This window comes from Streptomyces sp. NBC_01474, assembly GCF_035918215.1.
GTDB lineage: Bacteria > Actinomycetota > Actinomycetes > Streptomycetales > Streptomycetaceae > Streptomyces > Streptomyces aureus.
Genome location: NZ_CP109449.1, coordinates 6,832,727 through 6,854,042, shown reverse-complemented (window position 1 = coordinate 6,854,042; position 21,316 = coordinate 6,832,727). Strand labels below are relative to the sequence as shown.

Annotated in this window: 18 protein-coding genes; 7 read left to right on the top strand and 11 right to left on the bottom strand. The window is 71.4% G+C overall.

Going from position 1 to position 21,316, the window contains the following annotated elements; all coding sequences use genetic code 11:
- Positions 1 to 90: 90 nt before the first annotated feature.
- Positions 91 to 546 (bottom strand): NUDIX hydrolase, encoded by a 456-nt coding sequence (locus OG758_RS31290; RefSeq protein ID WP_326713003.1) that lies wholly within the window; start codon positions 544 to 546, stop codon positions 91 to 93.
- Between the two features lie 276 nt (positions 547 to 822).
- Between OG758_RS31290 and OG758_RS31285 the strand changes: the two genes are divergently transcribed.
- Complete coding sequence (locus OG758_RS31285; RefSeq protein ID WP_326713002.1) at positions 823 to 4,137, top strand: S8 family serine peptidase; 3,315 nt, start codon at positions 823 to 825, stop codon at positions 4,135 to 4,137.
- 81 nt (positions 4,138 to 4,218) lie between these two features.
- Here the strand turns inward: OG758_RS31285 and OG758_RS31280 are convergent, their stop codons facing one another.
- Positions 4,219 to 4,941 carry a hypothetical protein gene (locus OG758_RS31280; protein ID WP_326713001.1) on the bottom strand — a complete coding sequence of 241 codons (723 nt, stop codon included), beginning with the start codon at positions 4,939 to 4,941 and terminating at the stop codon, positions 4,219 to 4,221.
- Between the two features lies 1 nt (position 4,942).
- Positions 4,943 to 5,464, bottom strand: a complete 522-nt coding sequence (locus tag OG758_RS31275) for a sigma-70 family RNA polymerase sigma factor (protein ID WP_326713000.1) — start codon at positions 5,462 to 5,464, stop codon at positions 4,943 to 4,945.
- A gap of 195 nt (positions 5,465 to 5,659) precedes the next feature.
- Here OG758_RS31275 and OG758_RS31270 point away from each other — a divergent pair, with 195 nt between their 5' ends.
- Positions 5,660 to 6,676: an aspartate-semialdehyde dehydrogenase gene (locus tag OG758_RS31270; RefSeq protein ID WP_326712999.1), complete on the top strand. Its 1,017-nt coding sequence runs from the start codon at positions 5,660 to 5,662 to the stop codon at positions 6,674 to 6,676.
- A 29-nt stretch (positions 6,677 to 6,705) separates the two neighbouring features.
- Here the strand turns inward: OG758_RS31270 and OG758_RS31265 are convergent, their stop codons facing one another.
- Complete coding sequence (locus OG758_RS31265; protein WP_326712998.1) at positions 6,706 to 7,218, bottom strand: DUF1203 domain-containing protein; 513 nt, start codon at positions 7,216 to 7,218, stop codon at positions 6,706 to 6,708.
- A 124-nt stretch (positions 7,219 to 7,342) separates the two neighbouring features.
- Between OG758_RS31265 and pepN the strand changes: the two genes are divergently transcribed.
- Positions 7,343 to 9,922, top strand: coding sequence for an aminopeptidase N (gene pepN, locus OG758_RS31260; RefSeq protein ID WP_326712997.1), 2,580 nt, complete (start codon positions 7,343 to 7,345; stop codon positions 9,920 to 9,922).
- Between the two features lie 71 nt (positions 9,923 to 9,993).
- On the opposite strand, the gene OG758_RS31255 is transcribed toward pepN, so the two are convergent.
- The gene (locus tag OG758_RS31255; protein ID WP_326712996.1) at positions 9,994 to 11,211 is read right to left on the bottom strand and encodes a M14 family zinc carboxypeptidase; all 1,218 of its coding nucleotides are present in this window, start codon (positions 11,209 to 11,211) and stop codon (positions 9,994 to 9,996) included.
- A 281-nt stretch (positions 11,212 to 11,492) separates the two neighbouring features.
- Between OG758_RS31255 and OG758_RS31250 the strand changes: the two genes are divergently transcribed.
- A complete protein-coding gene (locus OG758_RS31250) occupies positions 11,493 to 12,653 on the top strand; it encodes a HesA/MoeB/ThiF family protein (RefSeq protein ID WP_326712995.1) in 1,161 nt (386 codons plus the stop codon).
- Positions 12,650 to 13,882 (top strand): hypothetical protein, encoded by a 1,233-nt coding sequence (locus OG758_RS31245; protein ID WP_326712994.1) that lies wholly within the window; start codon positions 12,650 to 12,652, stop codon positions 13,880 to 13,882. Before OG758_RS31250 ends, OG758_RS31245 begins: the two co-directional genes overlap by 4 nt.
- A 26-nt stretch (positions 13,883 to 13,908) precedes the next feature.
- Here the strand turns inward: OG758_RS31245 and alc are convergent, their stop codons facing one another.
- The 4 genes from alc to OG758_RS31225 all read right to left on the bottom strand — a co-directional run bounded on the left by alc (position 13,909) and on the right by OG758_RS31225 (position 18,048).
- Positions 13,909 to 15,057, bottom strand: coding sequence for an allantoicase (gene alc, locus OG758_RS31240; RefSeq protein WP_326712993.1), 1,149 nt, complete (start codon positions 15,055 to 15,057; stop codon positions 13,909 to 13,911).
- 88 nt (positions 15,058 to 15,145) lie between these two features.
- On the bottom strand, positions 15,146 to 16,051 hold the full coding sequence (locus OG758_RS31235; RefSeq protein ID WP_326712992.1) for a LysR family transcriptional regulator: 906 nt from the start codon (positions 16,049 to 16,051) through the stop codon (positions 15,146 to 15,148).
- A gap of 4 nt (positions 16,052 to 16,055) precedes the next feature.
- Complete coding sequence (locus tag OG758_RS31230) at positions 16,056 to 17,021, bottom strand: DMT family transporter (RefSeq protein ID WP_326712991.1); 966 nt, start codon at positions 17,019 to 17,021, stop codon at positions 16,056 to 16,058.
- 40 nt (positions 17,022 to 17,061) lie between these two features.
- Positions 17,062 to 18,048, bottom strand: coding sequence for an EamA family transporter (locus OG758_RS31225; RefSeq protein ID WP_326712990.1), 987 nt, complete (start codon positions 18,046 to 18,048; stop codon positions 17,062 to 17,064).
- Positions 18,049 to 18,203: 155 nt separating this feature from the next.
- Between OG758_RS31225 and OG758_RS31220 the strand changes: the two genes are divergently transcribed.
- Positions 18,204 to 18,704 carry a MarR family winged helix-turn-helix transcriptional regulator gene (locus OG758_RS31220; protein ID WP_266670577.1) on the top strand — a complete coding sequence of 167 codons (501 nt, stop codon included), beginning with the start codon at positions 18,204 to 18,206 and terminating at the stop codon, positions 18,702 to 18,704.
- 42 nt (positions 18,705 to 18,746) lie between these two features.
- Here OG758_RS31220 and OG758_RS31215 read toward each other — a convergent pair whose 3' ends face one another.
- Entirely contained in the window at positions 18,747 to 20,207 is a 1,461-nt protein-coding gene (locus tag OG758_RS31215; protein WP_326712989.1) for an FAD-dependent monooxygenase, read from the bottom strand.
- Between the two features lie 137 nt (positions 20,208 to 20,344).
- On the opposite strand from OG758_RS31215, the gene OG758_RS31210 reads away from it, so the two are divergent.
- A complete protein-coding gene (locus OG758_RS31210; RefSeq protein WP_326712988.1) occupies positions 20,345 to 20,917 on the top strand; it encodes a TetR/AcrR family transcriptional regulator in 573 nt (190 codons plus the stop codon).
- A gap of 146 nt (positions 20,918 to 21,063) precedes the next feature.
- Here OG758_RS31210 and OG758_RS31205 read toward each other — a convergent pair whose 3' ends face one another.
- Positions 21,064 to 21,303: a hypothetical protein gene (locus tag OG758_RS31205; protein WP_326712987.1), complete on the bottom strand. Its 240-nt coding sequence runs from the start codon at positions 21,301 to 21,303 to the stop codon at positions 21,064 to 21,066.
- Positions 21,304 to 21,316 lie beyond the last annotated feature (13 nt).

Sequence of the window (21,316 nt, the reverse complement as noted above, 5' to 3'; positions counted from 1 at the left end):
GGGCAGCGCCGATCACGCCACGTGGATCACCGGCCACCCTGCGCGGTCACGCACGCCTCGTGTGCCGTAGAGGAGCCGGTCACTCCGTGTTCACTTTTCGGGGAAGAGGTGGCCCGACGTGGGCCTGTCGCGCCACAGTTCGAGGCCTGCGTCGACGAGTTCGACGCGGGTGAGGCGGGGCACGTCGCCGAGGGCGTGCCAGGCGGCCATGTCGGTGGAGCCGTTCACCTCGTGGCGCAGTTCGCCGCCGGTGACGCGGCCCTCGTAGACGAGGCGCAGTCCGTGGAAGTCGGCGACGGCGCCCAGTTTGCGCGGGTAGCGGCGCAGGACGGAGTGGACGCCGAGCAGCGTGACGGGCTCGACCGCGTAGCCGGTCTCCTCGTCGAGTTCGCGGATCACGGTGTCGTACGGGTCCTCGCCGTGGTCCATGCCGCCTCCCGGCAGCGTCCAGCGTCTGGTGCCGTCGCCGGCCACCCAGCGGGCGAGCAGCACCTGCCCGTCCCGTACGCAGACTGCGTAGGCCGCGACCCTCAGTTCCCTGTGCACACGGTGACGTTATGCGGTCCGCCGCGGGTCGGGGTGGTGAACGTGCGGGTCGGTGACGCGGCGGGCGGGACTCCTCGCGGGGCGCGTGCGCCGTGCCCCGCTGTGCGCGTTTCCCCGTATGCGCCGCTTTGTCCGCGATGACGTATGGCGGAAGTACGCCATGACCTGATCACGTCACGGGCAACTCTCCCCAAACAGGCGTCACTTACGTAAAGCTGACCGGTCATCCGGCACCGAATTCCGGACCCTTTCCGACCTTTACGTACAGGGATGCTGATGACCCACGATCCCCAGCGCGCACCGATATCCGGAGCGAGACGGGCGGCCCGGCTCGCGGCCGCCGCCGGCCTCGTCGCAGCGCTCACCGCAGCCGGGCCGATACCCCTGGCCTACTCCGCGGGCGCGGACACCACCCCGTCCACGGACGCACCCGTCAAGTCGGCCGGTGACAAGCTCGGTTCGTCCGACGCCCACCTCCTCGACCAGGCCGAGGCGGCCGGCGAGAAGAACGTGACCATGATGGTCGCGACCACGCCCGGCTCGACCGAGCAGGTCGCGCACCAGCTCGACGCCGTCAAGGGCGGCTCCGTCGGCCGGACCTACGACAAGCTCGGCTACGTCCGCGCCACCGTGCCGACCGCCAAGGCGGACGCCGCGATCAAGGCGGCCGAGAAGCTCTCCTCCGTGCAGGGCATCGACCTGCGCCAAGAGATCGAGCTCGACGACCCGACCCCGGCCGGCGACACCGCAAAGGGCTCGAAGGGCGCCTCCGGCTCGTACGCCGCGCCCGGCAGGAGCACCCCGGCGAAGAACCCGTACAACCCGTCCTTCGAGACGGGCGCCGTCGACTTCGTGAAGGACAACCCGAAGGCCGACGGCCGCGGCGTCACGATCGGCATCCTCGACTCCGGTGTGGACCTCGGTCACCCGGCGCTCCAGAAGACCACCACCGGCGAGCGCAAGATCGTCGACTGGGTCACCTCGACCGACCCGATCGTCGACGGCGACGCCACCTGGCGCGCGATGGTCACCGCCGTGACCGGCCCGACGTTCACCTACGGCGGGCGCACCTTCAAGGCCGCCGCCGGCTCGTACCAGGTCTCGACGTTCAAGGAGTCCGCCACCACCGGCGGCGACGCCAAGGGCGACCTGAACCGCGACGGCGACACCACCGACTCCTGGGCCGTCCTCTACGACGCCAAGGCCGGCACCGTCACCGTCGACCTGAACGACAACGGTGACTTCACCGACGACACCCCGATGAAGCCGTACAAGGACGGCTACCAGATCGGGTACTTCGGCAAGGACAACCCGGCGACCGACGTCGTCGAGCGCATCCCGTTCGTCGTGGAGATCCGCAAGGACGTCCCGATGGACCCGTACGGCGGCGACTGGGTCGGCAAGAAGGCCGACTTCGTCAACATCGGCGTCATCGAGTCCGAGCACGGCACGCACGTCGCGGGCATCACCTCCGCCAACGGCCTGTTCGGCGGGAAGATGAGCGGTGCCGCGCCCGGCGCGAAGATCGTCTCCTCGCGCGCCTGCACCTGGTCCGGCGGCTGCACCAACGTCGCGCTCACCGAGGGCATGGTCGACCTCGTCACCAAGCGCGGTGTCGACATCGTCAACATGTCGATCGGCGGCCTGCCCGCCCTCAACGACGGCAGCAACGCGCGCGCCTTGCTCTACAAGCGCCTCATCGACGACTACGGCGTCCAGCTCGTGATCTCCGCGGGCAACTCGGGCCCCGGCGCGAACACCATCGGCGACCCCGGCCTCGCCGACAAGGTCATCTCCGTCGGCGCGTCCATCTCCAAGGAGACCTGGGCCGCCAACTACGGCTCCGGCGTGGAGAAGTCGTACGCGATGATGCCGTTCTCGTCGCGCGGCCCGCGTGAGGACGGCGGCTTCACGCCGACCATCACCGCGCCCGGCGCCGCGATCAACACGACGCAGACCTGGCTGCCGGGCTCCCCGGTCGCCGAGGCGGGCTACTCCCTGCCGGCCGGCTACTCGATGCTCCAGGGCACCTCGATGGCCTCCCCGCAGGCCGCGGGCGCCTCGGCCCTGCTGCTCTCCGCCGCCAAGCAGAAGCACATCGCGCTCACCCCGGCGAAGCTGCGCACGGCGCTCACCTCGACCGCGAAGCACATCAGCGGCGAGCAGGCGTACGCCGAGGGCTCCGGTCTGATCGACATCGTCGACGCGTGGAAGTCCATCAAGCGCGGCGCGGACGCCCACACCTACACGGTCAAGGCCCCGGTCGACACCGCGATCGACTACGCGCTCCAGGACCCGGGCTTCGGCACCGGCATCTACGACCGCGAGGGCGGCCTCAAGGCCGGCCAGAAGAAGACCTACGACGTCACCGTCACGCGGACGTCGGGCCCGAACCGTGCGGTCCGCCACGAGCTGTCCCTCAAGAACAACTCGGGCTCCACGTTCCGCATCGTCGGCGACGACACCGTCTCGCTGCCGCTGAACAAGCCGGTCACCGTCAAGGTGCAGGCCGCGCCGAAGAGCGCCGGTCTGCGCAGCGCCATCCTGGAGGTGGACGACCCGCGCACCGAGGGCGTCGACCAGCAGGTCATGGCGACCGTCGTCGTCGCGACGCCGCTCGCGAAGCCGTCGTACACGTTCTCGGACTCCGGTTCCGTGCAGCGCAACAGCACGAAGTCGTACTTCCTGACGGTCCCCGAGGGCGCGAAGTCCCTCGAGGTCGCGATGAGCGGTCTGAAGGACAAGAGCCAGACCCGCTTCATCTCGATCCACCCGTACGGCGTCCCGGTCGACGACACGTCGACGCCGAGCTGCTACCCGAACTACAACCCGGACAACGTCTGCCGCCCCGACCTGCGCTCGTACGCGGACCCGCAGGCCGGCGTCTGGGAGATCGAGGTCGAGGCGCGCCGTACGTCGCCGCAGCTCGACAACCCGTACAAGCTGGACGTCGCCGTGCTCGGCGCGGCCTTCGACCCGGCCGTGCAGACCGTCCCCGAGGCCAAGGTCGGCACCCCGGCCGCCGTCTCCTGGAAGGTGACGAACAAGTTCGCCGCGCTCGACGGCAAGCTGAAGGGCGGTCCGCTCGGCTCGTCCAAGACGGCGCGTCCGTCCCTCAAGGAGGGTGAGACGCAGACCTCCACGGTCGTCGTCCCCGCGGGCGCCGAGCGCCTGGACGTCGCCATCGGCGGCGTCTCCGACAACGCCGCCGACCTGGACCTGACGGTCTACGACCAGAACGGCAACCAGGTCGGCCAGTCCGCCGACGGCGACTCCGAGGAGGCCGTCAGCATCAGCAAGCCGGCCGCCGGCACGTACACGGTCGAGGTCGTGGGCTACTCCGTCCCGTCCGGTTCGACGGAGTACGACTACCGCGACGTGTTCTTCTCCCCGACGCTCGGCCAGGTCAAGGTCGACGAGGCGAAGTCCGTGAAGCTCGGCAACGGTGACTCGACCCAGGTCACCGCCGAGGTCGTCGCCGCGGCGGCCGCGCCGGAGGGCCGCGAGTTCTTCGGCGAGGTGCAGCTCCTGAACGGGCGCGGCACGGTCGCCGGGCTCGGCAGCGTGAAGATCGAGAAGGTCACGCCGTAACGGTGACCCGGTAATCCGGTAACGGCGGGGGCGGGCGTCCTGGAGGGCGCCCGCCCTTTGCCGTCCCGCCGGTACGAGCCGTCACGCGCCGGGGCCGGGGGCCTTCGAGCACTTCAGGGCGCGGGAGCCGGGCAGCGCGTTGACGACCATGTCGCGCAGGGACGCGCGGTCCACGGCCTTCGTGGCCCAGTTGTCCGGGTACTCCTCGCCCTTGGGAATGCTGATCAGCGTGCGGTCGCCCGGCTTCAGGCGCGGGTCGACGTCGTGATCCATCCGGAAGGTGACCTTCTCCGGTCCCTTGGCGGGCTTGTAGTAGCGGGTCGCGGTGAGCGTGATCGTGTCGCGTTCCGCGCCGGGCACGGGCTCGACCCGGACGACGGTGCCCTCGACGATGAGCCGCGAGCACGCCACGAAGCCCTCCGGCGTGACGTCCGCGCCCTGCTTCCCGCTGTCCGCGGCCCCGCGGTGGTCCGCCGCGGACTTGCTGTCGGCGCCGTCGCCGGGCGCGCCGGCGACGCCCAGCCACGCGAGCCCGCCGAGCATCGCGGCCGCGCACGCGGCGGCGAGCGCCCCGAAGGCGACCGCGAGGGGCCTGCGGCGCGGCCTCAGGGCGACCAGCGGCGCCGGGCCAGGCCCGGCCCGTGCGGCGAGCACGTCCCCGATCCCCCGCACCTGCTCCGCGAGCAGCGCGACATCGGCCTGCGCCGCCGCGTACGCGGCCACCACCTCGGGGTCGGCCGCGTCCTCCTGGGGCAGCGGCTCCCCGGTGAGCGCCGGCATCAGCGCGCGGTCCTCGTGCTCCATGTCACACCACCTCCCCTTCGCGCAGCCGCGCCCGCAGCATCCGTACCGCCGTGTGCAGCCTGCTCTTGACCGTGCCCTCCGGGATGCCCAGCTCCTCGGCTATCGCCCGTACCGGGAGATCCGCGTAGAAGCGCAGCACGACGACCTGGCGCTGGGTGTCCGGCAGCTCGTCCAGGCCCTGCGCCACCGCCAGCGACAGGACGCGCGACTCGGCGCCGTCCTGCGCGGGCTGTTCCTGGCGCAGCGAGGCGAGGCGCTCGCCGAGCCGTTCCTGGCGGCGGCGTGCCCGGTGCCAGTCCATCGCCAGGTTCGAGGCGACGACGGCGGCCCACGCCGACACGTCGCGCGGCGCCTCGTCGCCCCGCGCGGCCCGTTCGAGGAGCCGCAGCCGCACCTGCTGCACGCCGTCCTGAAGGTCGCCGTGCGGTACCCCGCCCAGCGACAGGACGGCCCGTACCCGGTTCTCCTGTGCGGCATCCAGCGGATCGGCCGCCTCCGCGCGGCGCGTTCTTCTGCGCAGCAATGCCCCTCCCCTCCCCCTGGCTCTCCCGCGTTTCCCCTAGGACGCCGGAGCCGGGCGAAACGTTCGCACCGTGAGACAGGGATGAATGTGGTGTCCCGCACCTCGGACAATGGATTGGACAAGGCGGCCGGGGACAGACGCATCATGGAGCGGCACCCCCGCTGTTCTGTTCGTGTACGTACGGAGGAAAACCCTGTGAAGGTCGGAATCGTCGGAGCCACCGGTCAGGTCGGCACGGTCGTGCGCAAGATCCTCGTCGAGCGGGACTTCCCGGTCGACGAGCTGCGCCTGTTCGCCTCGGCCCGCTCGGCCGGGACGGTCATCGACGGTGTGACGGTGGAGGACGCCTCGACGGCCGACTACACGGGCCTCGACATCGTCATCTTCTCCGCAGGTGGCAGCACCTCCAAGGCGCTCGCCGAGAAGGTCGCGGCCCAGGGCGCGGTCGTGATCGACAACTCGTCGGCCTGGCGCAAGGACCCCGAGGTCCCGCTGGTCGTCTCCGAGGTCAACCCGCACGCGATCGCGAACCGCCCCAAGGGAATCATCGCCAACCCGAACTGCACGACGATGGCCGCGATGCCGGTCCTGCGTCCGCTGCACGAGGAGTCCGGCCTCGAAGCGCTGGTCGTCGCCACCTACCAGGCGGTCTCCGGCTCCGGCCTCGCGGGCGTCGCCGAGCTGCACGGCCAGGCGCAGAAGGTCGTCGCCGAGGCGGACAAGCTCACGCACGACGGCTCCGCCGTCGAGTTCCCCGAGCCCCAGGTCTACAAGCGCCCCATCGCCTTCAACGTGCTGCCGCTGGCCGGCGCCATCGTCGACGACGGTCTGAACGAGACGGACGAGGAGCAGAAGCTCCGCAACGAGTCCCGCAAGATCCTCGAGATCCCGGGCCTCAAGGTCTCCGGCACCTGCGTGCGCGTACCGGTCTTCTCGGGCCACTCGCTCCAGATCAACGCCCGCTTCGCCCGTCCGCTCTCCGTCGAGCGCGCCACCGAGATCCTGTCCGGCGCCCCCGGCGTCGAGCTCTCCGACATCCCGACACCGCTCCAGGCCGCGGGCCAGGACCCCTCGTACGTGGGCCGCATCCGCGGTGACGAGACCGTGGAGAACGGTCTGTCGCTGTTCGTCTCGAACGACAACCTCCGCAAGGGCGCCGCGCTGAACGCGGTGCAGATCGCGGAGCTGGTGGCGGCCGAACTCAAGGGCTGACGCCCGCCCGCTGCGGACGTGCGGCGGTTCTACCGCGGCCTGCGCACCTCGAACTGGAAGCAGCCGTACTCCAGGGCCCGCACGTGGACGAGCGCCACGTGCGGGTCGCCGAACGCCTCGGCGAACGCCGCGTCGAAGCCGGCCGTCGCGTCCTCGGGGATCTCCAGGAGGCGCCCGCCGACGATGTGCCCCTCGGCGTCGTAGCGGCGCACGGTGCGCAGGGCGCCGGGCCGGTCGAAGGGGTAGCCGCCGGCGTCCGCCGCCGGTCCACCGCAGTCGTCGGCGTGGATGAAGACCGGGCCCTGCTCGTCGTACGCGCCCGGGTGCGCGCCCGTGGCCTCGCTCCAGCGCCGCAGCGGCGCGTACGAGACGAGCGCGATCCGCTCTCCGGGCTCGACGGAGCGCAGGCAGCAGCGCAGCGGGGACCCGACGGCCGCGTCGTCGGTGGCGGTGAACGCGACGCAGGGGCGGCCCGCGTCGTCGGTGTCCCGCAGCTCCTTGAGAGTGGCCGGTGCGATGGGCTGTGCGGTGTACGTGGTCATGTGTTCCAGGCTCGTCCCGCGCGCGCGGGTTCACCGGCGGAAAACGGACATCGCGCTCTCCGCTTCCCTCGTGGAAGGATGACCGGAACGTCACAAACGTAGACCGGATCTAGGAGATGACCGCGTGCCTGGCACCAATCTGACCCGTGAAGAGGCGCAGCAGCGGGCGAAACTGCTCGATGTCGAGTCGTACGAGATCGATCTTGACCTCTCGGGAGCGCAGGAGGGCGGCACCTACCGGTCCGTGACCAGCGTGCGGTTCGAGAGCGCCGAGGCGGGCGCTCACACGTTCATCGACCTGGTCGCCCCGGCGGTCCACGAGGTCGTCCTGAACGGGCATTCGCTCGATGTCGCCGCCGTGTTCCGCGACTCGCGGATCGAGCTCAAGCACCTGGCGGCGGGGCCGAACGAGCTGCGGGTCGTCGCCGACTGCGCGTACACCAACACGGGTGAGGGTCTGCACCGCTTCGTCGACCCGGTCGACCAGCAGGCCTATCTGTACACGCAGTTCGAGGTGCCGGACGCGCGCCGCGTCTTCGCCTCCTTCGAGCAGCCGGACCTGAAGGCCACTTTCCAGTTCACCGTGAAGGCGCCGACGGGCTGGACGGTCATCTCCAACTCCCCGTCCCCGGAGCCGAAAGGCCCCGATGGAACTGTCTGGCACTTCGAGCCGACGCCGCGCATCTCCACGTATATCACGGCCCTGATCGCCGGCCCGTACCACTCGGTGCACTCCTCGTACGAGGGTGCGAACGGGCAGTCCGTGCCGCTCGGCATCTACTGCCGGCCCTCGCTCGCCGAGTTCCTCGACTCGGACGCGATCTTCGAGGTCACGCGGCAGGGCTTCGACTGGTTCCAGGAGAAGTTCGACTACGCGTACCCGTTCGCCAAGTACGACCAGCTCTTCGTGCCGGAGTTCAACGCGGGCGCGATGGAGAACGCGGGCGCGGTCACCATCCGCGACCAGTACGTGTTCCGTTCGAAGGTGACGGACGCGGCGTACGAGGTGCGTGCGGAGACGATCCTGCACGAGCTGGCCCACATGTGGTTCGGCGACCTCGTGACGATGGAGTGGTGGAACGACCTCTGGCTGAACGAGTCGTTCGCCACGTACACGTCGATCGCCTGCCAGGCGTACTCGCCGGACAGCCGCTGGCCGCACTCGTGGACGACGTTCGCCAACTCCATGAAGACATGGGCGTACCGGCAGGACCAGCTGCCCTCCACGCACCCGATCATGGCCGAGATCCGCGACCTCGACGACGTCCTCGTCAACTTCGACGGCATCACGTACGCCAAGGGCGCCAGCGTCCTCAAGCAGCTCGTCGCGTACGTCGGCATGGACGAGTTCTTCCAGGGCGTTCAGGCGTACTTCAAGCGCCACGCGTACGGGAACACGCGCCTGTCCGACCTGCTCGGCGCGCTGGAGGAGACCAGCGGGCGCGACCTGACCGCGTGGGCGAAGGCCTGGCTCCAGACGGCCGGCATCAACATCCTCCGCCCGCAGATCGAGACGGACGCGAACGGCGTCATCACGTCCTTCGCCATCCAGCAGGAGGCGCCCGCGCTCCCCGCGGGCGCCAAGGGCGAGCCGACGCTGCGCCCGCACCGCATCGCGATCGGCCTCTACGACCTCGACGACAACAGCGGCAAGCTGATGCGCGCGGAGCGCGTCGAGCTGGACGTCACGGCCACCGAGCTGACCCAGGTCCCGCAGCTGGCCGGCAAGCGGCGCCCGGCCGTGATCCTCCTCAACGACGACGACCTGTCGTACGCGAAGGTCCGCCTGGACGAGGAGTCGCTCGCGTTCGTCACCGAGCACCTCGGCGACTTCGAGTCGTCCCTGCCGCGCGCCCTGTGCTGGGCGTCGGCGTGGGACATGACGCGCGACGCCGAACTGCCCACCAGCGCCTACCTGGAGCTGGTCCTGTCGGGCATCGGCAAGGAGACGGACATCGGCGTCGTGCAGTCCCTGCACCGCCAGGTGAAGCTGGCCATCGACCTGTACTCGGCCCCCGTGGGGCGCGACGCGGCGCTGGCGACCTGGACCGAGGCGACGCTGGCGCACCTGCGGGCAGCGGCGGCGGGCAGCGACCACCAGCTGGCATGGGCCCGCGCGTTCGCGGCGACGGCCCGCACGCCGGAGCAGCTCGACCTGCTCGAGGCGCTCCTGGAGGGCACGCAGACCGTCGAGGGCCTGGCCGTCGACACCGAGCTGCGCTGGGCGTTCGTGGAGCGGCTCGCGGCGGTCGGCCGCTACGACGAGGCGGAGATCACGGCGGAGTACGAGCGGGACCGGACCGCGGCGGGCGAGCGCCACGCGGCGACGGCCCGTGCGGCGCGCCCCACCGCCGAGGCGAAGGCGGAGGCCTGGGCGTCGGTCGTCGAGTCCGACAAGCTCCCGAACGCGGTCCAGGAAGCGGTCATCGCCGGCTTCGTCCAGACGGACCAGCGCGACCTGCTCGACCCGTACACGGAGAAGTACTTCGCCGCGGTCAAGGACGTCTGGGAGTCCCGCTCCCACGAGATGGCCCAGCAGGTGGCGGTCGGTCTCTACCCGGCGATCCAGGTCTCGCAGCCCACCTTGGACGCGACGGACACCTGGCTCACCGCGGCCGAACCGAACGCGGCCCTGCGCCGCCTCGTCTCGGAATCCCGAGCGGGCGTGGAGCGCGCGCTGCGGGCACAGGCGGCTGACGCGTAGTCCGTCACCACCCGGTCCAGGAGGGGCGCCCCGCCACGTGCGGGGGGCGCCCCTCCTCCTTTGCCGCGTCCTCAGACCGCCGCCCGGGCAACCCCGAGCATGGTCTGCGTGTGCAGATTCGTCTGCGCCGTCAGCGGCACCCAGCGGGGCTCGTACTGCCGCTCCATGTCCTGGCACCAGTCACCGACCAGGCCGTCGAGCCGGGCCGCGACGGCCGCGTCCGCGGGGGCCGGCCGCTCACCGAGGGCGCCGCGCAGCATGGCCGCGGCGCGCAGCGGGGTGCGGCGGGCGGAGATGCCCAGGGAGACGGAGTTGCCGACGGTGGCGGCGAGTTCGGCGGCACCGAGCTCACGCGCGTCGTACGACGTCCAGGTGTCGACGATGCCAGGGGCGACCTCGATGAGTTCCTTGGCTGCGGTGAGGAAGGGCAGCCGCTCTTCGGGCACCCGGGAGGTGCACTCCCCGAGTACCGCTTCGAGCTGCTTGGTCCGGCTCAGCAGCAGCTCGCCGAGCCGGGCGAGTTCACACTCACGGGTGCCTGCCGTGGGGCGCGCGTCACTCACCGCGGGCACGGCCCAGTACGGCGTCTCGACGACGGCGGAGACCGTCCCGTGCCGCATGGCGTACGTCCAGGTGGCCTCGGACGTGAAACCCGTCGGATCACGTTCGTCGGCGGCCTGCGCCCCGGGCAGGACGAGCACGCCGGGGGCGTCGACGTACCAGCCCATGCCGTCGAACGGGCGCAGCTCGAGAGGGATGCGCTGACGGGCGGCCACCCCACGGAAAACCTCCGCCGCACCGGGGACCTGGCGCGTCAACTGCAGGAAGGAGCCGCCGACTTCGACGCCGTGCAGCGAGAACTGGACGGCGGGACGCAGCTCGTCGATGAGCCGCACCAGGGCCTGCGACTCGGGCATCGGGTCCCGGCCCTCGCCCGTCACGGGAAGGAACTCCGGCTGGCTCGTGAACGCGGGCCGGTAGAAGTTCCGGAAGTAGCCCTCCACGGAGCGCGGACCGTGCAGCCATCGCTCGGCCAACCGCATCCCGTCCGGGTCGAGGCAGAGCAGGAGGTGCCACGTGCAGCCGGTCCGCGCGAGCACTTCGGGGTCGAGCGCGAAGTGCCCGGCGAGAGCGAGCGCGGAGGCCCCGCCCGCCGGTTCGTTCGCATGCGCGCCCGCCACGACGAGCACGTCACGCGGCCCGTGCCCGGCGGAGAGCAGCCACAAGGGGCTCCCGCGCCGCGAGACCCCGACGGAGCTCAGCCGCAGCAGGCGGGGCCGCGCCGCCACCAACGCACGGGCGCGCGACTCCAGTTCACCTACAACGGGACACGGACCACGCCACATCACGACCGATCCGTCAGGACCCGGCGGAGTTGCTGTCGCCTGTGGTCTCCTTCTTGTCGAGCGGGCGCATCACGATCTTCTTGGCCATATCGGCTCCTCTCGATCAACTTGCCTGCTGAGTAAAGGATTTGCTGGAACAGCTGCACCGAAGTGGCGCATCTTGCCAGGCTCACGTGGACGGGCGAGAGTGTCAAGGGCACGTTTCCGGGTCCGGAGGTGGCGGTGTGGCGGACGGCGTCGAGTCCTTGCAGAATCCGCGGGTCAAGCCGGAACATCGCGCGTACCGGACCACCGACGGTCATGTGCGCATCGGCAGCGTGATCCATGGCATCGGCGCCGAAGTCCTGGACGAGGACGGCTGGGTCTGGTCGCTGGTCCAAGCCCTGGACGGCAGTCGCTCACCCCGGGCCGTGGCGTCGGAGGTGCTGCGGACGCATCCGACGCTGGAGGGGGAGGACGTCCTACAGGCCATGACCGACCTGTGGGAAGCAGGATTCCTGGACGATGCCGGACCCGCTCCGCCCGAACTGTCCCCGCGGGAACAGACTCGCTACAGCCGCGGAGTGCCCCTGCTGCGGTGGATGGATCTTGGCCCGCGGACGAGTCCTTGGCAGGCGCAACTCGCGTTGCACGGCGCCCGAATCCTGCTCGTCGGCGTCGGCGGTACGGGCGGCTTCGCGGCGCAAGGCCTGGTCGCCTCCGGCGTGGGTCTGCTGCACTGCGTGGACCCCGATGTCGTCGAGCTGTCGAACCTGAACCGCCAGCCCCTGTACCGCGAGCGCGATGTGGGCGAGCCCAAGGTCAAGGCCGCGGTGGCGGATCTGCGGGCGCTGAACTCCGACGTGACGGTGACCGGCGAACAGCTCGCGGTGGGTTGCCCCGCAGACCTCGCCGATCTCGTGTCGCCCGGAGGTCCTGGCTCCCCCGGGTACGACGTGGTGCTGATCGCCGCCGACCAACCCGCGGACATCCGCCGCTGGGCCAACCGCGTATGCCTGGCGGCCGGAGTGCCGTGGGCCGTCGCGGGCTACCGCGGCCCTCTGGTCACGGTCGGAATCCATGTGCCGGGCCTGGGGGGATGTTGGGAGTGTCAGCGTGCGGGCGAGGTGGAACGGCGCGATCTGCGCCTGGGCCCCGGGCAGGACGAGTCGGTCGCCTCACCCCGTATGCCGTGGAACCCTGCCAACGCCGTCACGGCCGGACTGTCGGGAAGCCTCCTGGTCCACGCCGCGATCGCGCTGATCACCGGCGTCCCGCCGCTGGACCCCGGCTTCCGGTACGGGATCAACCTCATGACCCCGGGCGAGCCGGTGCTGGAACGCTTCCCGCGCAGGGCCGACTGCCCTGCCTGTGCGGACGTTCCGGCCGGAGATCCCCGGCCGTGACCGGCGTATCGGCCGGCCGGGCGGGAGCAACCGGCGTCCCCGTCCGCGTCCGGCTCCATGAACTGGCCGCGCGCCCGGACGGTGAGGAGTGGATCGTCGGGCGCATGAGCACAGGGCGCTTCGTGGCACTGCCGGACGACGGCAAGCGCTGCCTCGACCTGCTCGGGCAGGGGTTGAGCTTGCCGGAGGTCGCGGCACGGATACAGGAGGAGACCGGCGAGGAGATCGACGTCCCCGACTTCGTCGAGGCTCTGATCGAACTCGGTTTCGTCGCGGCCGCGGACGGTCACGACCTGCCGCCGGAGGCCGTTCCCGCCCCACCCCTCGCTCGCATCCGGGGCCACCACGTCCGGTGGATGCTGAACCCGTTCGTGCCTCTGCTCATCGGAATGCTGATCTGCGCGGCGGTCGTCGTACAGGTGAGCCGGGCTCCGGTCCCGCTCACCTACCGCTCCCTGTTGTGGAGTTCGCACGGGAGCCTGGTCATCGGCATGAGCGCCGCCGCGGGCTGGACGCTGCTCCTGGTGCACGAGTGCGCCCATCTGTTGGTGGCTCGGGCCACCGGTGTGCCCGGCCGGATGCGGCTGGGCACACGGTTGCAGTTCCTCGTGGTGCAGACGGACATCAGCGGTATCGAACTCGCGCCCCGGCGGCACCGGCTGACCGCCTATCTGGCCGGTATCGCCACCAATCTGGCCGTTGCCGCGACGGGGGTCCTGGCCGCCTCCCTCGCGGATCCGGGCACGACGCTCCACCGGTTGCTCTCCGCGCTGACGCTGCTGGCCCTGCTGCCGCTTCCCTTCCAGCTCCTGGTCTTCATGCGCACCGACCTGTACTTCGTGCTCCAGGACCTCACCCGGTGCCGGGATCTCTTCGGCGACGGGGCCGCTTACGCCCGGTACGCGGCCCGGCGGCTCGTGCGCGTGGCGCACCGCGCCCTGCCGGCCCCGGAGGATCCCAGCAGGGAGCTCCCCGATCACGAGCGCCGGGCCGTGCGCACGTACAGCGTGGTGCTGGTCGTGGGCACAGCGCTGTGTCTTCTGTTCCTCGCGGCGGTCACCCTGCCTGCCGACGTGACCCTCTTCGCCCGGGCAGTCAGCGGTCTGGGACCTGATCACTCATGGACGCGGAACCTGGACGCCACGGCAGTCATGGCCGCACTTGGCGGGATGCACCTCCTGTGGCTGCGCACCTGGTGGCGCCGGCGCCGTACGACGCGGCGGGGCTGATCGCGTGCCCCGCCGCCGGTCGTCCGTCAGGCCTCGGTGTGGCCGTAGCGCTCCCGCAGGGCGTCGCGGCCCGTCTCCGTCAGGGAGCCGTGCAGGCGCATGCGGGCGACACCGCCGTCCGGGAAGGCGTCGAGGCGTACGTGGGTGGCCACGGCCTGGGCGGGGAGCTTGAAGCGGTGGAGGGTGTCGGGCTGGAGGCGGGTGCGGGGGATGATGTCGAACCATTCGCCCGTGTCGCCGTCGCGGCCGCTCAGGGCGATCCAGCCGGCCGAGTTCCCCTTCAGGTACGCCGTGTCGATCTCCACCGCGCGGATCGCGCCCTGCGCGGCGAGGCGGAACCGTACCCAGTCGTTCGTACCGTGCACCCGGCGCCTGCGGTTCTCCCAGCCGTCGTCCATCTTGCGGGACGTGCCGGGCAGGATGATCTGCGTGGGCGACGAGTAGAACTTGTCCGACGCGTCCTCGTAGGTACCGCCGTTGAGGACCGAGATCAGGTCGAACGTGCCGAGCAGGTCGAGCCACTCGGGGTCGGGGACCACCTCGCCGTGCACGCGCAGGCGGGCCACGCCGCCGTCGGGGTGTTGGCAGAGGCGGAGGTGGGTGTAGCGGCGCTCCGAGGTGATCGTGAAGCCGTTCGCCGCGTGGCCGCGTACCGGGGTCGGGGCGATCAGCTCCTCCCACTTCACGTCGGCGGCGAGCAGGTCCTCGGGGCTCGGGGACCCCTCCACGCACGCCGCCTGGACGCTGATGCGCTGCGGGTAGTTGCCGCGGAAGTGCGCGGTGTCCACGACGATGCCGCGGATCACGCCGGGCGCGCCGAGCCGGACGATCGCCCAGTCGTGGTCCTCGGGCGCGGGGAAGGGGGAATCGGCGGTGCCGCGGCGGCGGCGGGTCTCCCAGCCGTCCATGATCTTGCCCTTGTGCCCGAAGTGCTCCGGGTCGAACACCGCGGGCTCGCGGACGAGGAGGTTCTCGCGCTGGGCGAAGAACTCGTCGTTCGCGGCGACGACTCCCGCGCCCAGGCGCCGGTCGGCGAGGTCCACCAGCTCCGCGTAGCTCTCGGTGTCGCCGAAGTGGCGGTAGTCGGAGTACGGGTCGCCGCCGGAGTAGGGGGCGGCGTCGTTGGCGTGGGGGTCCTCGGGGGCTTCGAGCGGCGTGGCGTCAGATGTCGTCATACGTCCACTGTCGGACCCGCCGAGCCCTTAGGTCCATCGAAACTTTTCGACATGTACGTTCAGGTGAACTGAATGGTCGGCCGGGGCGTCAGCGCTCCGTCGCGGCGTCCCTCAGGGCTTCCAGCACCCTCGACACCGCCGGCGCCTCCTCCGACCCGCTGCGTACCGCCGCCACCACGTGCCTGACCGGGCGGTCCTCGCCCAGCGCGCACATCACGACGCCCTCCCGGCCCGCCGCCGCCATGCGCGGCACCAGGGCGATGCCCATCCCCGCCTCGACCATCGCCAGGATCGCCGTCCACCCGGCCGCGCTGTGCGCCTGCTCCGGCACGAACCCGGCGGCCTCGCACGCGGCCCGCGTGATCTCCGACCAGGGCCCCGAACCGCCGAAGATCCAGTGCTCGCCGGCCAGCTCGGCCAGGCGCGGGCCCGCCGATCCCGCCAGCGGGTGCCCGGCCGGCAGGGCCACGTCGAGCGGGTCGGCGAGCAGCGGCACCCGCGTGAACTTGGGGTCGCGCGCGGTGGGCGCGTGCGCGGCGAGCGACAGGGCCAGATCCACGTCACCGGCCGAGAGCAGCTCGTACGCCTCCGCCGCCTCCGCCTCGCGCACCCGGACCGCGATCCCGGGGTGGGCGGTGCGCAGGGCGCGTACGGCGGGCACCACCAGGGCGGGCACGGCGGTGGAGAACGCGGCGACCCGCACCTCGCCGGACTCGCCCTGCAGATACGCGTCCAACTCCGCGTCGGCGCGCTCCAGTTGGGCGAACACGGCTTCGGCGTGCCGCAGGACGAGGTGGGCGGCGTCGGTGAGGCGTACGCGCCGCCCGTGCGCCTCCAGGAGCGGCACGCCGAGCTGTCTGGCCAGGTTGGTCAGCTGCTGCGACACGGCCGACGGGGTCATGAGCAGCGCCTGCGCGGTGGCCGTGACCGTCCCCCGGTCCCGCAGGGCCCGCAGGATCGCGAGCTTCTTGATGTCCCAGTCGGTGGCGCGCATGGGGTCAACGTATCCGGGACCCGCTCCGGGTCGCGGAGCCGAGGGCCACCCCCGCCAGGATCAGCGCCATGCACGCGATCTGCAGCCGGCCCATGGCCTCGCCGAGGACCGCGTACGAGAGCAGGGCCACGCACACCGGCTGGAGGTAGTAGATGACGCCGGCGCGGGCCGCGCCGATCTGGGCGATCGCCTTGTTCCAGGCGAAGAACGCGACGGCGGACGACACCACACCCACGTACAGCAGGGGTGAGACGGTCGCCGCCGTCGGCTCGAAGCCGCCCTGCACGGCGAGGCTGACGAGGAACACCGGCAGCAGCATCAGCGCGCCGAGCACGAACGTCGCGAAGAGGAACGCGGGCCCGCCGATCTCCGCCGGCCGGCGCCGCAGCAGCGCGCTGTACGAGCCGAAGCAGACCGCCGCCGCTACCACCCACAGGTCGCCCGCCGTGAAGTCCGGCGCCAGGGAGCCCTTGCTGACCAGGAGCAGCACACCCGCGCACGCCACGACCGTGCCCGTCACCCGACGGGCCCCGAGCCGCGCGCCGCCGAGGCGCTCGTACGCCGCCATCAGGACCGGCGACGCGGCCATGATCATGCCCATGTTCCCGGCGGACGTCGTCATCGCCGCCTGGTTGACGAGCGTGTTGTAGACGGTCACACCGAGCAGCGCGGCGAGCAGCAGGAAGCGCAGGTGGGTGCGGAGCAGCGCCCGCTGCCGCCAGGCGGAACGCGCCGCGAACGGCGCCACCGCGGCGATCGCGATGATCCAGCGCCAGAACGCGTGCTGGATCGGGGGCACGCTGTCGTGCAGCGCTCGGGAGGTGACGAAGCTGCCCGACCAGACGACCGTGGCGAGTACCGCGAGCGCGAGGCCGGTGCCGAGCCCGTTGCCTGCGCGGCGCCCTCCCGCCCCTGCGTCCCCTGCTGCGACCCTCTCGGCGCCGGTGGTCGTCCGGTCCAGGACTGCCATCCCGTATCCCCTCCTGAGCGGTGGCCTCTCTACGACCCGACTACCGTCGCAACTCCCCACCCGTCAGGTCCATCGAAACTTTCCGATCCTTCTCTTCAGTAGAACTGAAAGGTTGGGGCGGCAGAGCGAGGGAAGCGGCGGCCCGGGGCGGGCGCTGGCCCAGCAGGGTCGCGCCGAACGCCAGCGTCATGCCCGCCAGCTGTACCGGCGTCAGCGCCTGCCCGAGCGCCGCCCAGCCGATCACCGCCGCCGTCAGCGGCGAGAGCGGACCGAGGAACGTGACCTGCGTCGCGGTCAGGCGGCCGATGCCGCGGAACCACAACCAGTACGCGACCGCCGTGTTGGCGAGCGCCAGGTACGCGTAGCCCGCGACGGCCCGGCCGTCCAGCGCCGGGGGCGCGCCTTCGACGAGGAAGGCGAGCGGGGCGATGAGGAGGCCGCCGGCCGTGAGCTGCCAGCCGGTGAGCGCCAGAGGGCCCACCCCTTCCGGGCGGCCCCACCGCTTGGTGAGGACCGTCCCCGTCGACATCGACGCCGTGGAGGCCAGCGCCGCCAGCGCGCCGACCGGGTCGAGCGCGCCCGCCGCCTTGAGGACGACGAGGCTGACCCCGAGCGCGGCCGCGATGCCGGTCAACAGCGTGCGCCGCGTGGGGCGTTCACCGAGCAGGAGCGTCGCAAGGCCCGCGACGAAGAGGGGGCCGATCGAGCCGACCACCGCCGCCATGCCGCCGGGGAGGCGGTACGCGGAGAGGAAGAGGAGAGGGAAGAACGCGCCGATGTTCAGCGCGCCGAGGACCAGGGACTTCCACCACCAGGCGCCGCGCGGCAGCGTGCGCGCCAGCGCCAGCAGGAGGAGGCCCGCGGGCAGCGCCCGCATCAGCCCGGTGAACAGCGGGCGGTCGGGCGGCAGGAACTCCGTGGTGACCGCGTAGGTCGAGCCCCAGGACATCGGGGCCAGCGCGGTCAGTGCGATCACGGCGCCATTGCGCTTGTTCGCCTTCTCGACGCTGTGCTTGTTCGTCTTCATCGGACGCCCCCCGCGGCGGAATGGGTTGGAGAGAAGTGACTTCGTGGCAAGTAGCTTAGCCGTAAGCTACTTGTCGTCAAGCCACTTCCTTCCAAGTTACTTTCCTGCGAGCTACTTTCTTGCGACCGACCGGACCCGGGTCGCATACTCGCCCCATGAGCAGCAGCAAGGACGCCGTCGACGCGATCATCGACCAGTGGGCCGAGGTCAGGCCCGACCTCGACACCACGGCGATGGAGGTCTTCGGCCGGGTCTACCGGATCTCGCGCGCGATGGGCGACCGCATCGACAAGACGTACGCGCGCTACGGCATCGCGCGGGGCGAGTTCGATGTCCTCGCCACGCTGCGCCGCTCCGGCGACCCGTTCACACTCTCGCCGCGTCAGCTCTCGGCGACGCTGATGCTGACGACCGGCGGCATGACCGGGCGGCTCGACAAGCTGGAGCGGCGCGGGCTGCTGCGCCGCTCGCCCGACCCGCACGACCGCCGCGGCCTCCAGGTGACGCTCACCGACGAGGGCCGGGCGCTGGTCGACGAGGCGGTCGGCGCCGGGCTCGCCGTGCAGACCGAGGCGCTCACCTCGCTCGACAAGGAGCAAGCAGGCCAACTCGCCGACCTGCTGCGCCAGTTGATGGCGGGCACGCAGCCCTCCTGATACTGGACCGGACCCCCGGATGCCCCGGTCCCGGGCGGCCGCCTACGCCCGGAACGCGTACGAGTCGATACTGTCCGGGATACCGGCGGAGATGACGCCCCCGTCCGTCGGCTCCTCGTCCGACGCCCAGGCGACGTAGCCGTCGGGGCGCACCAGGAGTGACATGCGGCGGTCACTGGCCCAGTGCGTGACGGCGTAGTGGTCGTCGCCCTTGTCGTGGGCGCCCTCGGGAACGATCAGGACGAACGTGCCCTGGCGCAGGGCCTCGTAGAGCCGGCCCTCCTTGAGCCTGACGTCGGGGGCGCGGGTGCCGACGAGGCGGTGCGCACCGCGCGGGGCCGGGTAGGCGACGCCGATGCCGGTGAGCTGGCCGACCATCCGGGTCCGCGCGGGGCGGACGCGGCCGAGGAACGCGGTGAGGGCGGCGCGGGCCGCGAGGGTCCAGGGCCGGTTGGCCATGGCGAGCCTGACGATGCCGCCGCTGTTGCGCAGGACGGCCTTCCCGACGGGGTGACGCTCGGCCTCATAGGTGTTCAACAGAGCTTCTCCCGCACGGCCGTTGACGACTGCGGCAAGCTTCCAGCCGAGATTGGCGGCGTCCTGGAGTCCGGTGTTCATGCCCTGGCCGCCGGCCGGGGTGTGGACGTGCGCGGCGTCGCCGGCGAGCAGGACGCGGCCGACACGGTAGGCGGGCGCCTGGCGCTCGTCACTGTGGAAACGGGACATCCAGCGGGCCTCGTGCATCCCGTAGTCGCGGCCGAGGGCGAGGCGGGTGACCTCCTTGATCTCGTCGAGGTCGAGGGGCGCGGACTCGGGGACGTTGCGCGCGCGGTTCCAGCCGATGACGCGGTAGTAGCCGTCACCGAAGGGCGCGATGAAGGCGAAGGCGTCGCCGACGGCGTTGACCGTGAGGACGTTCTCGGGCTCCTCGGCGAGCTTCACGTCGGCGAGGACGACGGAGCGGATGACGGACTTGCCGGGGAAGGGGAGCCCGACGCTCTCGCGCACGGCGCTGCGCATGCCGTCGGTGCCTACGACGTACGCGGCCCGCATCGTCGTCGGCCCAGCGTCCCCCGTGCGGACTTGGAGCGTCACCCCGTCCGCGTCCTGGGTGAGGCCGGTGACCTCGGTCTCGTACGCGAACGTCACGCCCGCGTCGGCGGCGCGCCGCTGGAGAGCGGCCTCGACCTCGTACTGCGGCAGGACCAGGAGGTGCTGGAAGCGGGAGGGGAGGTCGCTCAGGTCGACGGCGAGACGGCCGAAGAGGCTCAGCGTGTCGAGGGGCTGCCCCTTGGCCTCGATGCCGTCGGCGAGGCCGCGGGCGTCCAGCTGCTCCAGGGTGCGGGCGTGCAGGACGAAGGCCCGGGAGAGGTTGCTGATCTTGTGGGGGCGCTTCTCGACGACGGTGACGGGGACACCCGCGGCGGCGAGGTCGCCGGCGAGGAGCAGGCCGGTGGGGCCGGAGCCGACGACGATCACGGTGCGAGGAGTGGTGCCGTTCATGGTGGCCTCCTGGTGCCTGCAAGCTCAGGTCGGTTGTACCCGGTCACTCATTGCCAACGCTTGTTGGTCAACGTCTGTTGGCAAATCTAGGCGCGCGGCCCTGGACTGTCAACAGGTGTTGGCCTACGTTTGTTGGCATGACAGGAACCACCCAGCAGGCACGCCGCTCGGACGCCACTCGCACCGCGATCCTCGCGGCGGCCCGCGAACGCTTCGCCGCCGACGGGTACGAGCGGGCCACGATCCGCGCCATCGCCAAGGACGCGGCGATCGACCCGTCGATGGTGATGCGCTACTACGGCAACAAGGAGGGGCTCTTCGCCGCGGCGATCGACCTGGACCTGCGGCTGCCCGACCCCGCGGAGATCGCGGTCGACGACATGGGCCGGACCCTCGTGCGGCACTTCCTCGACCTGTGGGAGGAGAACGAGGTGCTCACCGCGCTGCTGCGCGTGGGCGTCACCAACACCGCGGGCGCCGAGCGCATGCAGGACATCTTCAAGAGGCAGACGCTGCCGCTCGCCCTGCGCGTCTGCCCCGACCCCGCCGAGGCCCCGGTGCGGGCCGCGCTCTGCGCGTCACAGGTCCTCGGTCTCGCGCTCACCCGCTACGTGCTGCGCTTCGGCCCCGCCGTCGGCCTCGGCCGCGACGAGGCGGTGGAGTGGCTGGCGCCGACCCTCCAGCGCTATCTGACGGCCGAGCGGCCGTAGAACGTCCCGGCCGAGCGCCCGTGGAACGCCCGCGGAACACCCCGCAGCCCGCCGTAGAACAACGCGGGGAAAGCACCGAGGGCGTCCTCGGTGCGCGGTGCACACGAGGACGCCCTCGGCAAAGACGTCAATGAGAGGTGCGGCGGTCAGCCCTGCTTCTGCGGCTTGCGGGACTTGTCACCGACGATCACGAGGCCGGCGATCACCAGGAACAGCACGATCGGCGCAACGACATAGAGGCCAAGGGTCTCGATGACGGTGAGGCCCTTACCGGGGTCGTCACCGTCGTCGCGCGTCAGCGCGAGCGCGGGGGACGACATGAGCAGCATCATCAGCGTCGTACCGGCAGCCAGGGCGCCGGCGCGCAGGGCGTTCTTCTTGTCCACGGTGCAAACGTAG